The organism is Pseudomonas sp. GW821-FHT02A08 (assembly GCF_059422045.1).
Genome location: NZ_JBWKWD010000043.1, coordinates 17160 through 31863, shown reverse-complemented (window position 1 = coordinate 31863; position 14704 = coordinate 17160). Strand labels below are relative to the sequence as shown.

Here is a 14704-nt window from a genome sequence, read left to right as displayed (position 1 = left end):
GATCAGATTACCTTCGCTTCGTTTTTCAGTTTCTCGACCAGTTCAGCCACCGACTTGACCTTGATACCCGCGCTGCGTGCAGCCGGCGCTTCGACTTTCACAGTCTTGTTGGTGGAGGCGGTGGAAACGCCCAAAGCATCCGGAGTCAGCACTTCGAGAGGCTTCTTCTTGGCTTTCATGATGTTTGGCAGAGACGCGTAGCGCGGCTCGTTCAAACGCAGGTCAGTGGTGACGATAGCCGGCAGTTTCAGGGAAACTGTCTGCGCGCCGCCGTCGATTTCACGGGTTACAGCAACGCTGTCGCCGCTGATTTCGACTTTGGACGCGAACGTGCCCTGACCGTAGCCACTCAATGCCGCGAGCATCTGGCCAGTCTGGTTGTTGTCGCTGTCGATGGCCTGTTTGCCAAGGATCACCAGCTGAGGCTGTTCCTTGTCGACAACAGCTTTCAACAGTTTGGCAACAGCCAGGGAAGTCAGGTCTTCGGCGGACTCGACGAGGATGGCGCGGTCGGCACCCAGAGCCAGCGCGGTGCGCAGTTGCTCTTGAGCGGTGGACGGGCCTACGGAGACGACGACGATTTCAGTCGCAACACCCTTCTCTTTCAGGCGTACGGCTTCTTCCACGGCGATTTCGCAGAACGGGTTCATCGACATCTTGACGTTGGCAAGATCGACGCCGGAATTGTCCGCCTTGACGCGAACCTTGACGTTGTAATCCACAACGCGTTTGACAGCTACAAGAACCTTCATGGATTCCTCGTTACTCTCCGGTGAAAAGAAAGTCGCCTAGGCGAACCTGGCGGTTGATGCTCATCGGGCGCAAGGGCACCTCCAAAAACGCCGGCTAAGGTGTCAAGTGACCATCGCTCATGATCTGGATGACCGTTCGTCAGTGGTGACTGACGAGTCATTCAACATCGCGGCGTGTAGACTGCGTATCAAACCCGCGCAGCGCATCACTCTCTACTGCCATCGCCCTGTCTTTAGAGGTGCTCTTGAAACCAACAGTCAGCCTACGGCGAGCGCAAAACCGCCCGTATCTTGACCGGAACGCCTATTCCGGTCAATACGCCAAAATGGCCGTTCATAAGGCGCGTGACTTTGATTTCTCTGGCTTTGAGCCAATTCAAACAAACGTTTGTATTGGACGCTGAGAGTGGTGTAGATATAATGCGCCACCAAAAGAGAAAGGTGGTCAATCGATTGTCCTCTTCCGGCGTTGCGCCGGGATTCATGGATGCGACACCCGACTTCCAAATTAGAAAAAAAACTGTTGAGCCTTGAGTAGGAGATAACCTGTGGAACGCGAATACATGGAATTCGACGTTGTCATCGTCGGTGCCGGCCCCGCTGGTCTTTCCGCCGCCTGCCGCTTGAAGCAGAAGGCTGCGCAAGCCGGTAAGGAAATCAGCGTCTGCGTGGTCGAAAAAGGCTCCGAAGTCGGTGCTCACATTCTGTCCGGTGCCGTGTTCGAACCACGGGCCCTGAACGAACTGTTCCCGGACTGGAAAGAACTCGGCGCGCCGCTGAACACCCCCGTCACCCGCGACGACATCTTCGTGCTGAAGAACGCTGAAAGCGCGCAGAAAATCCCTGACTTCTTTGTGCCCAAGACCATGCACAACGAAGGCAACTACATCATCTCCCTGGGCAACCTGTGCCGCTGGCTGGCCCAGCAGGCCGAGAACCTGGGTGTGGAAATCTACCCGGGCTTCGCCGCTCAGGAAGCGCTGATCGACGAGAACGGCGTGGTTCGCGGGATCATCACCGGCGATCTGGGCGTCGACCGCGAAGGTAACCCGAAGGAAGGCCTGTACACGCCGGGCATGGAGCTGCGCGGCAAGTACACGCTGTTCGCCGAAGGTTGCCGTGGCCACATCGGCAAGCAGCTGATCAAGCGTTTCAACCTGGACACCGACGCTGATGCCCAGCACTACGGCATCGGCCTGAAAGAAATCTGGGAAGTCGATCCGGCCAAGCACCAGCCTGGCCTGGTGGTGCACACCGCCGGTTGGCCGATGGACATCATGGGCACCGAGAACACCGGTGGTTCGTTCCTCTATCACCTGGAAAACAACCAGGTCGTGGTTGGCCTGATCGTCGACCTGTCCTACAGCAATACCTACCTGTCGCCGTTCGACGAGTTCCAGCGCCTCAAGCATCACCCGGTGCTTGCTCAGTACCTGGAAGGCGGCAAGCGCATCAGCTACGGCGCCCGCGCCATCTGCAAGGGCGGCCTGAACTCGCTGCCGAAAATGGTGTTCAAGGGCGGCGCGCTGATCGGTTGCGACCTCGGCACCCTGAACTTCGCCAAGATCAAGGGCAGCCACACCGCGATGAAGTCCGGCATGCTCGCCGCTGAATCCGTGGCTGAAGCCCTGTTCGCCGAGAAGGACAGCAGCGAAGAGCTGACCACCTACGTCGACGCGTTCAAGAACAGCTGGCTCTACGAAGAACTGTTCGCCAGCCGCAACTTCGGCCCGGCGATCCACAAGTTCGGCGCCATCGTCGGCGGCGGTTTCAACTGGCTGGACCAGAACATCTTCGGCGGCAAACTGCCGTTCACCCTGCACGACACCAAGCCGGATTACGCCTGCCTCAAGCTCGCGGCGGACTGCAAGAAGATCGACTACCCGAAACCGGACGGCAAGATCAGCTTCGACAAATTGAGCTCGGTGTTCATCTCCGGTACCAACCACGAAGAAGAACAACCATGCCACCTGAAGCTGGCCGATCCGAGCATCCCGATCAGCAAGAACCTGCCGCTGTACGATGAGCCGGCACAACGTTACTGCCCGGCTGGCGTGTATGAAGTGATCACCAAGGAAGACGGCGAGAAGCGCTTCCAGATCAACGCCCAGAACTGCGTTCACTGCAAGACCTGCGACATCAAGGACCCTGCACAGAACATCACCTGGGTGACACCGGAAGGCTCAGGCGGCCCGACTTACCCGAACATGTAAGCCGAACCGCTGAACATCAAGGCTCCCTAAATGGGGGCCTTTTTGTTGCCCGCAATTTGAGCCACACAACAAAGCCAGTGTGGGAGCGGGCTTGCTCGCGAATACGGTTGATCCTTCACCATTTTTATTGACTGACACACCGCTTTCGCGAGCAAGCCCGCTCCCACAAGGGGGTCGAATCAGACCTTGAGACCCAGCTCCGCCGACAGCCGGGCCGTGACCCCTTTGATCAGGGGAATCAGCTCGGCCATTTTTTCCAGCGGCATGTACGGGACGGTACTGGCGATGCTGATGCCGGCGACGATGCGTTTGCTGGCATCGCGGATCGGCGCGGCCACGCAGCGGATCGACGGTTCGTTGTCTTCCAGGTCGAAGGCATAACCGCCGGCCACGTACTCGACCATGCGCTGCTCGAACTGCTCCCAGGATTGCTCCGGGTGCTGCGGCCAGAACTGGTTTTTCCCACCCACCGGCAGGCTGACTTCGTACAGGCGCTGCCACTCTTGCGGCGAATCATCGAGCATCAGCGCCTTGCCGATCCCGGTGCGCGCCAACGGCATGCGATGGCCGACCCGCGAACGCATTTCCGGGCCATTGCGCCCCGGATTCTTGTGCAGGTACAGCACTTCGTCGCCTTCACGAATCGCCAAGTGAATGGTGTCGCCGGTCAACGCCGACAACTCATCCAGATACGGCCCGGCCAGGGTCACCAACGGCAACTCTTCACGGGCCTGAAAGCCCAGTTCGATCAGTTTCGGCCCCAGTAGATAACCGACTTGCGGCACCACCCGCAGATAACGCTCGTCCACCAGGCAACTGGCCAGGCGATGGGTGGTGCTGCGCGTGGTGCCGATCAGCCGGGCGATTTCCTTGAGATCGCGGGCGCCGCTGGCCACGGCATGAACCACACCCAGACCGCGAAGCAGTGTCTGAGTGCCGGTCGGTGCGGCGTCCTTGGCGACTTTTGGGGCGTCTTCCTGCATATCCAGCCTTTACCGTTGAGCGAGTGAACGGGCGGCATTATGGTCGCCCGCGTGCCACGACTACAACTTGATACGCTCGACCTTGCCCACCAGCAAGATGTAGGACAGTGCGCCAATCAATGCCAGCACCGAGATGTAGGTGATTGCCGGGGCAAAAGAATCACCCGTCGCGAGGAAGCCGATCACGATAGGCGTGGCAATCGCCGACAGGTTGCCGATGAAGTTGAACACCCCGCCGGTCAGCCCGAGCAAGCGTGCCGGAGCCAGGGTCGACACCAGCGACCAGGTGATCGAAGCCAGGCCATTGCCGAAGAATGCCAGCGCGAGGAAGGCAATGACCAGCGGCGTCGACTCGACAAAGTTGGCGCCGATGATCGAGGTTGAAATCAGCAAGCCGCTGATGATCGGCAGCTTGCGGGCGAAACCTACCGTGTAACCGCGACGGATCAAAAAGTCCGAGAAAAAACCTGAACACAGTACGCCGACAAAGGCCGCGAGAAACGGCAGCGATGCCAACAGGCCGGACTTGATGAAGTCCATGCCACGGTATTTCACCAGGTAGGTCGGGAACCAGGTGAGGAAGAACCACAGGGTCGAGTTAAGGCAGAACTGCCCGAGGTAGATGCCCCAGAGCTTGCGCTTGGTCAGGACGATGCCCAGGTCGGTCCAGCTGAATTTGGCTTTGACCCTGGCCTGTTCGGCCTGGATATCCACCAGCCCACCACCCTCGCGGATCAGATCAATCTCTGCGTCATTGGCGCCTTTGAAATCCCGAGGCTCGCGATACACCGCGTACCAGATCACCGCCCACACAATGCCTACCGCGCCGGTGGTGACGAACACCATGTGCCAGCCGAACTCATGCTGCAGCCAGGCCAGCACCGGCGTCAGGAAGGCCAGGCCGACGAACTGCCCGGAGGTGTAGAAACCGATGGCCGTGGCGCGCTCGCGCTCGGGGAACCAGGTGGTGACCACGCGGCTGTTGATCGGATACGCCGGCGCTTCCAGGGCACCGACTGCCATGCGAAGGACGAACAGCGCGATGAAGCTGGCGGCGAAGCCGAGCATCACCGTGGCCACCGACCACAGCAGCAAGGCGACGCTGTACAGAATCCGTGGCGGTACGCGATCCACCAGCCAGCCGCCGGGGATCTGCATGGCAGCGTAGGTCCAGCCAAACGCGGAGAAGATCAGGCCGACGTGGATCGGGTCGATGCCCAGGTCACTGGTCAATGCCGGGGCGGCAATCGACAGGTTGCTGCGGTCCAGGTAATTGATCACCACGGTGATGAACAACAGCACCATGATGAAAAAACGCTTGCGGCTGGGCGTCACCAACGACGCCTGCCCGGTGAGGGTTTGCGGTTGCATGGGGGGGGTGCCTCTTCTTATGGTTATTGAGGTCGATTCAAGTCTTGTGTGTGTGTGTACTCGGATCCACTGCCGATGGAGATCGAGTGTGGGAGCGGGCTTGCTCGCGAAAGCGGAGTGTCAGTCAACATCTATGTTGAATGTGCCGCCCTCTTCGCGAGCGAGCCCGCTCCCACAGGGATAGGTGGTGGATCAGAGATCACTCACCACTCGGCAAAACTGCCATCGGCATGGCGCCAGATCGGGTTGCGCCAGCGGTGGCCGATGGCGGCGCGTTCGATCACGTATTCCTCGTTGATCTCGATGCCCAGGCCCGGGCCGTTCGGGATCTTCACGAAGCCTTTGTCGTAGTCGAACACCCTTGGGTCTTTGACGTAGTCGAGCAGGTCGTTGCTCTCGTTGTAATGGATGCCCAGGCTCTGCTCCTGGATGAACGCGTTGTAGCAAGCCGCGTCCAGTTGCAGGCACGCCGCCAGGGCAATCGGGCCCAGCGGGCAATGCAACGCCAGCGCCACGTCGTAGGCTTCGGCCATGTTGGCGATCTTGCGGGTTTCAGTGATACCGCCGGCGTGGGAGGCATCCGGCTGGATGATGTCGACGTAGCCTTCGCTGAGCACGCGCTTGAAATCCCAACGCGAGAACAAGCGCTCACCCAGGGCGATCGGCGTGCTGGTCAGCGGCGCCAGCTCTTTGAGCGCTTCGTAGTTTTCGCTCAGCACCGGCTCTTCGATGAACATCAGCTTGTACGGATCAAGCTCCTTCATCAGCACCTTGGCCATGGGCTTGTGCACCCGGCCATGGAAGTCCACGCCGATGCCGACGTTCGGGCCGACGGCATCGCGCACGGCAGCGACGTTGGCCAGGGCCTGGTCGACCTTGTCGAAGGTATCGAGGAATTGCAGTTCTTCGGTGCCGTTCATTTTCACCGCGGTGAAACCACGCTCGACCGCTTCTTTCGCCGCCCGCGCGGTATCCGCCGGACGGTCGCCGCCGATCCACGAATACACACGAATCTTGTCCCGCACCTGGCCACCCAACAGATCGCTGACCGACACGCCCAGTGCCTTGCCCTTGATGTCCCACAAGGCCTGGTCGATACCGGCCAGGGCGCTCATGTGGATCGCGCCGCCACGGTAGAAGCCGCCGCGATAGAGCACGGTCCAGATGTCTTCGATGTTGCGCGGGTCTTTGCCAATCAGGTAATCGGACAATTCTTCAACGGCAGCGGCAACAGTGTGGGCGCGGCCTTCGACCACGGGCTCGCCCCAACCGGTGACGCCCTCGTCGGTTTCGACCTTGAGGAAGCACCAGCGCGGCGGAACGATGAAGGTGGTCAGTTTGGTGATTTTCATCTGCTTGTCTCTCTTATTGGATGCAGCGCTCGCAGCGCCAAAAAGTCTTAGCGAAGGGCTTTCCAGGCAGTGACATAGGCCTTGGCATTGGCCGCCACTTGCGCAGGCGTCATGCCCGGTTTGAACAGGCCGGAACCGAGGCCGAAACCTTTGACACCGGCGTCGATGAACGACTGCATGTTGTCCGGGGTGATGCCGCCGACCGGCACAAGAATGGTTCCGGCGGGCAGCACCGCGAGCCAGGCTTTGACGACTGCCGGGCCCATCTGCTCGGCCGGGAACATCTTCAGCACATCCGCGCCTTCGGCCAGTGCCGCGAAGGCTTCGGTCGGCGTGGCGACACCGGGCGACAGATACAGCCCCGCCGCTTTCGCCGCGCGCAGCACCTTCGGATCGCTATGGGGCATGACGATCACCTGGCCGCCCGCGGCTTTCACTTGCTCGACCTGCTCCGGGGTCAACACCGTGCCGGCACCGATCAGGCAATCGGCGGGCAAGGTACTGCGCAGGATGCGGATACTTTCGTACGGCTCGGGGGAATTGAGCGGCACTTCGATCACACGAAATCCGGCGGCGTACAGCACTTCGCCGATGGCCGCCGCTTCCTGCGGGCGCAGGCCACGCAAGATCGCGATCAGGCCGTTTTGCGCCAGGGCTTGTTTGAGCATGTCAGGACTCCAGTCAGGTTTAACGGGATGCGGTGCACGTGACCAGGCCGGCAGCCAGTGCCAGTTGCCACAATCCGCGTTCGGTGGCCTGTTCGGCCAGGGTCACCCGGACAAAACCGCAGGCGTCGAGCGCACGGCTGTAGCGGGCACAGAGTTGGGTGTTGCCGATGAGGATGATCGACGGCAGATGCACGCTGTTGCGCCGACGCCGTTGAACGCAGGCCAAGGCCACCAACTCGTGGCCGATCAGCAGGCCGGACAGATAGTCCGCTTGCGCCGCAGCGCTCAGTTCACCGGTCAGCCCGAGACTGCGGGCACTGAACATGGTCGACAGCGGACCGATTTCACCGTCCGCCGACAACGCGACCCGCACGCCGCGATCAAACGCATCGCCATCGAAAGACCCGCCACATTGTTGGGTGCGTCCGAGAATGCTGTGTTGACTGAGCACGGCGAAGACTTCGCCGGTCATGAAAGTGTCGAAGTGCATGATGCAGCCGTCGGCCACTTCCACCCATTTCGAATGGCTGCCCGGAAGGCCGATCAGCAGATCAGCACCCGCCCCGCTCGCCAGGTTTTGCAGCACGCCGAGCACCTGGGTTTCTTCACCGCGCATCACGTTCGGCAAAGGCGAACGCTCGATGACGCCGGGCACGATGTGCACGTCGACGCCGCGCAGGCTGCGCACGGTTTGCAAGGAAGTACCGAGCGTGGCGACGTTCGCCGGCGTGTCGCGGTAGGGCGCTTCGCGCCAGCCCTGAGCGCTGCCGACCATGCCGCAGGCAATCACCGGTAAATGCGGCTGGGCATCGAGCCAGTCGCCGCAAGCCTCATCGAAGGCCAGTTCGAAACCATCGACGCATTCCCGACCGCCAATGATTCGCGGCGCTTTCGGCAGCTGCATGATCCCCGAAGACAGCGAACGCTGTTCGAGCACTTGCCCGCCTTCAGCCAGTTTGTAAGCACGTAATGAGGTTGTCCCCCAGTCGAGCGCGATCAATTGCGCCTGCATCGCTTCACCTGTTTTGGTTTTTGGCAGTGAGTGAGCGGGACTATAAACCTGAGACGGGGCAAATCTCAATATATAAATATCAATCCCATATTATGAGACAAGACAAAAAAAACGCAGCCCGATGGCTGCGATCTTTTAAAAGCAATCAGTTACCCGCTGCGAAATCCCGCAACACCGCCCCATCCATCCGATAGCGCACCCACTCCTCCTGCGGCTGCGCGCCCAGGGATTTGTAGAAATCGATGGCCGGCGTATTCCACTCCAGCACGCTCCACTCGAAACGGCCGCAGTCATTGGCGCAGGCGATTTTCGCCAGATGCCGCAGCAGGGTCTTGCCCGCACCGCCGCCGCGCTGTTCCGGGGTGATGTAGAGGTCTTCGAGGTACAGGCAGTTGCTGCCAAGCCAGGTGGAATAACTGAAGAAGAACACCGCGAAACCGATGGGTGCGCCGTCGCGCAGGCAGATCAGGCCATGGGCGGTGGCGCCTTCGCTGAACAGGCTGCGCTCGATATCGGCAACGCTGGCGATGACTTCATGGCGGGCACGTTCGTAGTCGGCCAGTTCAGTGATGAACGCGAGGATTTGCGGTGCGTCACTGGGGGTCGCCGGGCGGATTTCGATCGTCATGGACGTGCCTTGTCAAAAGTGGAAAACGCCATACTAAGGCGGCGCGTGGCCTGTGGCGAGGGAGCTTGCTTGCTCACCACAAAAACCGTCGTTACTCCGGTCGCCACTAACCCTGGAATCGATAACCTTGGACCTGACATTCGGGCACTGCGTGGTTAGATAGCGGCGCTGCTCACTTATCCGGTCAAGGAACCGCGTCATGTCTACCGCAACACCCCCTGTCTCAAGCAAGTTGTTCGGCCTGTTTTGCCTCGCCAGTTACCTGTTGTCGTTGTCCTACGGCTCGACCTTCCTGCTGTCGCTGTTGATCAGCGCGCGTGGCGGCAACGAACACGATGCCGGCAGTGTGATTTCGGCGGCGATGCTCAGCACCTTTGCAGCGGTGATCGTTTCCGGCCATCTGTCCGACCTGCTCGGTGCTGCCCGGTCGGTGGCGCTGTTCGGTGTGTTGCTGGTAGCGGCCAGCCTGGGCTTCGCCCTGACCCCGGGCTTCGGCCCTCTGCTGTTGTTTTTTGGCCTGCTGCTGGGCCTGGGTTGGGGCGTGTTCTACACCCTCGGGCCGATCATCGTGGCAAGCCTGGTGACACCCGCACAGCGCGCCAGATACTTCGCCCTGCTGTCGGGCAGCATGATGACCGGGATCGGCAGTGGCCCACTGCTCGGCCGCGCGGCGAGTGCCCTCGGTTATCCGGTGAGCGCTGCGTTTTATCTGGCGGCGCTGGCCAGCCTGGTCGGTGTGCTGCTGTTCTGGCGGCTGCAGCGAAAATTGAATCAGGCCTCCCTGCCATCGGGCAGCGTGTCGCGGATTTCGTGGCGTGCCGCGGGTCAGGTGCTGTCGTCCAGGGCTGTCTTCCCGATCATCATGGTCGGTCTTGGCGGCTGCGTGTTCGGCGGGCTGTCGAGCTTTCAAACCAGTTATGCCGCAGCGCGCTCGCTCGACTACTCGCTGTTCTTCCTCGGCTTCATGAGCGCGGCGATCAGTGGCCGAATGTTGGTTGCCGGGTTCGTGGTCAAGCGCGATCCATTGCGTGCCTCGTGCCTGCTTTCGGGGCTGATGCTGGCATCGATCGTCATGTTCGGTTTTGTCGTCGACAACAGCTTCAGCTACGTGCTCGCGGCGGCGACGCTCGGGATCGGTTACGGCCTGACCTACTCGGTGATCAACGGCCTGGCCGCCAATGAAGCGCCGACCGGCACCACCGCGCAATCCTTGCTGCTGTTCAGCCTGTCGTACTTCATCGGAGTGTTCGGCTTCCCCTTACTGGCCGGGAAAATCATCGTCGAGCAAGGCATGGCCACACTGCTGCTCACCGTGCTGGCGGTCGCTGCGCTCAACTGGTTGATCACTGCAGGCCGATTGATCTGGCGAAGAGTTGCAGCCGTCAGGGCATTGGCGCAGGCCTGAGCCGTTCGTCGCTAACAATGCACCCATCCGGATCGAGGGCGGACTAATCAGGTAAGGACTCTACCCGTTGGAGACAACACCATGATCCTGTCCAGGTTGACCGCCCTCGCCCTCACTGCCCTGCTGTCTTGCGCCTCGTTCGCCGGGACCCTCGGCTCGAGCACCGGCCCGACCAATCCGGTGGAAAAACCCAGGGCGCCGGCCATCCAGAGTGCCCCCGGCATGAACACCGATGGCACGACAATTGACCACAACCTGCCTCCGTCCACCGGCACCGACCCGCGCATCCAGGGCAATGACATGGGGCGTCAGGGCGGGGCGGATTTGCCGGACAAAAAAACGCCCGGCAGCGGTGGTCTCGGCTCAAGCACCACCGAAGACGAGGACAGCAATATCAGCCAATAGTGAAGCCAGGAGAAATGTACTGAAGCTAATGGCCCCTTCGCGAGCAAGCCCGCTCCCACAGGATCCATGCCACACCACCACTCAATGTGTGAAGGCAGAACCCTGTGGGAGCGGGCTTGCCCGCGAAGGCGTCTTCATATCCAACATTTACATTTCAGACAGACCTTCGCGGGCAAGCCCGCTCCTACAGAAAAAATGAGTGTCAGCGTTGCTTGAGGCGGTCAATAACCACCGCCAGCAGCAAGATCGAACCGCGAATCACATACTGATAAAACGTATCGATGTTCTTCAGGTTCATCGCATTCTCGATGATCGCCAGAATCAACACCCCGGCGATCACGTGCCGGATCATGCCGATCCCGCCACTCAACGACACCCCGCCCAGCACGCAGGCCGAGATCACCGTCAGTTCGAAACCCTGGCCGATCATTGGCTGGCCGGAGGTCATTCGCGAAGCCAGGATCACCCCCGCCAGCGCACCGATCACGCCGTGCACGGCGAAGATGATGATCTTGGTGCGATCGACATTCACACCGGCCAGCAGCGCCGCTTCCTGGTTGCCGCCGATGGCCATGGTGTTGCGCCCGTAGGTGGTGTAGTTCAGCAGCCAGCCAAAGAACAGGAAGCAGACGATGGTGATCAGGATCGGTACCGGCACGCCAAACATCTGGCCGTTACCGAACACAAAAAATGATTCCTGGGACACCCCCACCGCTTTGCCGTTAGCGAAGATGTAGGCCAGCCCGCGCACGATCTGCATGGTTGCCAGCGTGGTGATCAGCGCGTTGACCCGCAGCTTGGCGATCACTATGCCGTTGATCAGCCCGACGATCAGGCCCATCACCAGCGCCGCACAGACACCGAGAAACACGCTGTTGGTGTCGCGCATCACCACCGCCGCGACCACCCCGGCGCAGGCAATCACCGAGCCCACCGACAAGTCGAAATGCCCGGACGCCAGGCAATACAACATGGTGCACGCAGCGATCCCGGTGGTGGAAATCGCCAGGCCCAGGCCACGCATGTTCAGCGGTGAAAGGAAGTTGTCGATCAGCAAGGTACAGGCGACAAAGATGCCGACCGCCGCCAGCAGCATCACCCAGTCGTCGAGGAAGCGCCGCAGGTCCAGCGGTTTGCGCGTGGTTGGCAGGGTGTTGTTTTGGGTTGTCATCATAGTCACCTCTCAGTTCGCCACGCCGTCGGCGCGTTGGCGCGGCAAAGCCAGTTGCAGCAGGTTGGATTCGTTGGCCTGTTCGCGGCTCAACTCGCCACGCAGGGCGCCTTCGCACAGCACCAGGATGCGGTCGGAAATGCCCATGACTTCCATCAAGTCGCTGGACACCACAATCACCGCGATCCCCTCGACGGCCAGGTTATGGATGATCTGGTAGATCTCGGCCTTGGCACCGATGTCGATGCCGCGGGTGGGTTCGTCGAGCAGCAGCACTTTCATCGGCATCGACAGCCAGCGGCCGAGAATGGCCTTCTGCTGATTGCCACCGGACAGGTACATGATTTTCTGCGCCGCGTTGGGCGTCTTCACTTTCAGCGCCTTGATCTGTTGCTCGGCGTTGTCCTTCTCCCACAGGCCGCGCAACAGGCAACCGAAGGTGGAGTGGGCGCCGCGAGCGCTGATGTTGATGTTCTCGGCGACGCTGGCCAGCGGCAGGATGCCTTCCTTCTTGCGGTCCTCGGGGCACAACAGGATCCCGGCGGCAATCGCGTCCCGGGGTGAACGAAGCATCAGTTCATGGCCACGAAGTTTCAGCTGTCCGGCGCTGTTGCGCGCCAGGCCGCTGAGCAGGCGCAACAGCTCGGTGCGACCGGCACCGACCAGCCCGAACAACCCGAGGATTTCGCCTTTGTGCACCTCGAAACTCACCGGCTCACGCAACCCCGGCCCGAGCAGACCATCGACCTTGAGTGCCACCGCGCCGCGCTGGCGCGGGCGGTAATCGTAGATGTCCTGGATGTCGCGCCCGACCATGCAGGTGACCAATTGATCGTGGGTCAACTGGCTCATGTCGTCGAACGTGCGTACGTAACGCCCGTCCTTGAACACCGTCACCGCGTTGCAGATGCGGAACACTTCTTCCATGCGGTGGGAGACATAGAGCACCACTTTGCCCTCGTCCCGCAGCCGGCCGATGATCGCCATCAAGCGGTCGATCTCCCGTGCCGAAAGGCTGCTGGTGGGTTCGTCGAAGGCAATCACGTGGGCGCCACGGGACAACGCCTTGGCGATTTCCACCAGTTGTCGCTGGCCGAGGGACAGGCGCCCGACTTTCTCCTGCGGGTCGATTTCATCGGCCAGGCCCTTGAGACAGGTCAGTGCCTGCTGACGCAAGGTGCTGCGATTGATCAGGCCGAAACTGGCTGGCAGATGCCCGAGAAACAGGTTTTCGGCCACGGTCATTTCCGGCACCAGATGCAGTTCCTGATGGATCACCGCGACGCCACTGCCGATGCTGTCGGCGGTGGACTTGAAGTCCATCGTCCGCTCGCCGATCTGCAAGGCGCCACTGCAAGGCGTGTAGGCCCCGCCGAGGATTTTCAGCAGCGTCGACTTGCCGGCGCCGTTCTCGCCCATCAAGGCGTGAACCTGCCCCGGATGGGCGACGAAGCTGATGTTGTCCAGCGCCTTCGCCCCGGGAAAGGTCTTGCCGATCCCGTTGAAGCGCAAGCTGCCGCTGTATTGTTGTGTATGTGTTTGCGCGTGCATAACCCACCTCTTCAAACCGGACAGGCAGCCCCGTCGCCAAGGCCGCCGCTGAAATCAATGGCCATCAGTTCCACAGGCCGATCTTTTCCAGTTCCTGCTTGAAGTTGTCGCGGGTGATCAGCGTCACGTCGTCCATGGCGGTGTACTTCGCAGGTTCTTTGCCGGTGGTGACCCACTCGTACATCATGCTGGCGGTGTTGTAGCCCTCGATGTGCGGGCTCGGCAGCATCGAGCCGTAGAAGCCGCTGTCGGGTTTCTTCAGCTCGCCGATGGCGTCGGTACCGTTGATGCCGATGCCGATCACGTTGGCCGCCGCGAAACCGGCGCTCTCGGTAGCGCGCACACCGCCGAGCACGGTGTTGTCGTTCATGCCGCCGATGATCAGGTTCTTCGCCGCCGCCGGCAGCTTCACCAGGGCCGAGTTGGTGGCGTCCATGCTGCCCGGCACGTCGAGGGTCTTGAGGGCCGCGAACAGGATGTGGTCTTTCGGCATGCCGGCATCTTCCAGCGCTTTGACCGAACCGTCGGTGCGCTTCTTGCCGGTGTCGAGTTCGTTGTAGGTATTGATCACCGCATAGGTGTCTTTCCAGTCCCAGCCGCGTTTCTTCGCTTCGGTCGCCATGGCATTGCCTTGTTTCTGGCCGACTTCGAAAGCAGCCATGCCAAGGTACGGCACGTCCTCCATGAACTTGCCGCCGGCATCGACGAAACGGTCATCGACGGCGATCACTTTCAACCCGTTGAGCTTGGCCTTGGCCATGATTGCCGGGCCGAGGGACACGTCCGGCGGGCAGATCACAAAGCCCTTGGCGCCGTTGGCCGCGAGGCTGTCGATGGCAGAAAGGGTTTTCTCACCGTCGGGTACGGCTATCTTGATCAGGGTGAAGCCCTTCTCTTTCCCGGCCTTTTCCGCAAAGGCCCACTCGGTCTGGAACCAGGGTTCTTCCGCCTGCTTGACCAGGAAACCGATCTTCACTTCCTCGGCTGCCAGCAGCGTGCTGTTCAGGCTGAACGCCGAGACCGCCAACGCGGCACAGCACAGGGAACGGATAGCATGACGACGATTCATAAGCTGACTCCTTGTTATTTTTCTTGAGCGTTCTTTGAAAGCGTTCTTTGTTAACCAACGGGCGGTAAAACCATACCGTCAATAGTCATATCGTATGATGATTGGATTTCGGACGTAGCAAGAC

General features: G+C 60.7%; 13 protein-coding genes. 3 read left to right on the top strand and 10 right to left on the bottom strand.

Features of this window, described 5'->3' with window-relative positions; translation table 11 throughout:
* Positions 1-2: 2 nt before the first annotated feature.
* Positions 3-752 carry an electron transfer flavoprotein subunit beta/FixA family protein gene (locus tag AC07W4_RS23950; RefSeq protein ID WP_007987229.1) on the bottom strand — a complete coding sequence of 250 codons (750 nt, stop codon included), beginning with the start codon at positions 750-752 and terminating at the stop codon, positions 3-5.
* 548 nt (positions 753-1300) lie between these two features.
* On the opposite strand from AC07W4_RS23950, the gene AC07W4_RS23945 reads away from it, so the two are divergent.
* Complete coding sequence (locus AC07W4_RS23945) at positions 1301-2965, top strand: electron transfer flavoprotein-ubiquinone oxidoreductase (RefSeq protein WP_008047035.1); 1665 nt, start codon at positions 1301-1303, stop codon at positions 2963-2965.
* Between the two features lie 179 nt (positions 2966-3144).
* Here the strand turns inward: AC07W4_RS23945 and AC07W4_RS23940 are convergent, their stop codons facing one another.
* The 6 genes from AC07W4_RS23940 to AC07W4_RS23915 form a co-directional block, all read right to left on the bottom strand.
* Positions 3145-3948, bottom strand: a complete 804-nt coding sequence (locus tag AC07W4_RS23940) for an IclR family transcriptional regulator (RefSeq protein ID WP_008047037.1) — start codon at positions 3946-3948, stop codon at positions 3145-3147.
* Between the two features lie 60 nt (positions 3949-4008).
* Positions 4009-5319 carry an MFS transporter gene (locus AC07W4_RS23935; protein ID WP_495034236.1) on the bottom strand — a complete coding sequence of 437 codons (1311 nt, stop codon included), beginning with the start codon at positions 5317-5319 and terminating at the stop codon, positions 4009-4011.
* Between the two features lie 203 nt (positions 5320-5522).
* Entirely contained in the window at positions 5523-6671 is a 1149-nt protein-coding gene (gene dgoD, locus AC07W4_RS23930) for a galactonate dehydratase (RefSeq protein WP_008047041.1), read from the bottom strand.
* Positions 6672-6718: 47 nt separating this feature from the next.
* A complete protein-coding gene (locus AC07W4_RS23925; RefSeq protein WP_495034235.1) occupies positions 6719-7339 on the bottom strand; it encodes a 2-dehydro-3-deoxy-6-phosphogalactonate aldolase in 621 nt (206 codons plus the stop codon).
* 19 nt (positions 7340-7358) lie between these two features.
* On the bottom strand, positions 7359-8351 hold the full coding sequence (locus AC07W4_RS23920; protein WP_495034234.1) for a 2-dehydro-3-deoxygalactonokinase: 993 nt from the start codon (positions 8349-8351) through the stop codon (positions 7359-7361).
* A gap of 145 nt (positions 8352-8496) precedes the next feature.
* Entirely contained in the window at positions 8497-8979 is a 483-nt protein-coding gene (locus AC07W4_RS23915) for a GNAT family N-acetyltransferase (RefSeq protein WP_008047047.1), read from the bottom strand.
* A gap of 199 nt (positions 8980-9178) precedes the next feature.
* Between AC07W4_RS23915 and AC07W4_RS23910 the strand changes: the two genes are divergently transcribed.
* Entirely contained in the window at positions 9179-10384 is a 1206-nt protein-coding gene (locus AC07W4_RS23910) for an MFS transporter (RefSeq protein ID WP_495034233.1), read from the top strand.
* 81 nt (positions 10385-10465) lie between these two features.
* Entirely contained in the window at positions 10466-10789 is a 324-nt protein-coding gene (locus AC07W4_RS23905; RefSeq protein ID WP_493726855.1) for a hypothetical protein, read from the top strand.
* A gap of 202 nt (positions 10790-10991) precedes the next feature.
* Here AC07W4_RS23905 and araH read toward each other — a convergent pair whose 3' ends face one another.
* The 3 genes from araH to AC07W4_RS23890 form a co-directional block, all read right to left on the bottom strand.
* The gene (araH, locus tag AC07W4_RS23900) at positions 10992-11960 is read right to left on the bottom strand and encodes an L-arabinose ABC transporter permease AraH (RefSeq protein WP_056727447.1); all 969 of its coding nucleotides are present in this window, start codon (positions 11958-11960) and stop codon (positions 10992-10994) included.
* Positions 11961-11972: 12 nt separating this feature from the next.
* Positions 11973-13511: an L-arabinose ABC transporter ATP-binding protein AraG gene (gene araG, locus AC07W4_RS23895; RefSeq protein WP_495034232.1), complete on the bottom strand. Its 1539-nt coding sequence runs from the start codon at positions 13509-13511 to the stop codon at positions 11973-11975.
* A 64-nt stretch (positions 13512-13575) separates the two neighbouring features.
* Positions 13576-14580, bottom strand: coding sequence for a substrate-binding domain-containing protein (locus tag AC07W4_RS23890; protein WP_495034231.1), 1005 nt, complete (start codon positions 14578-14580; stop codon positions 13576-13578).
* Positions 14581-14704: the final 124 nt, after the last annotated feature.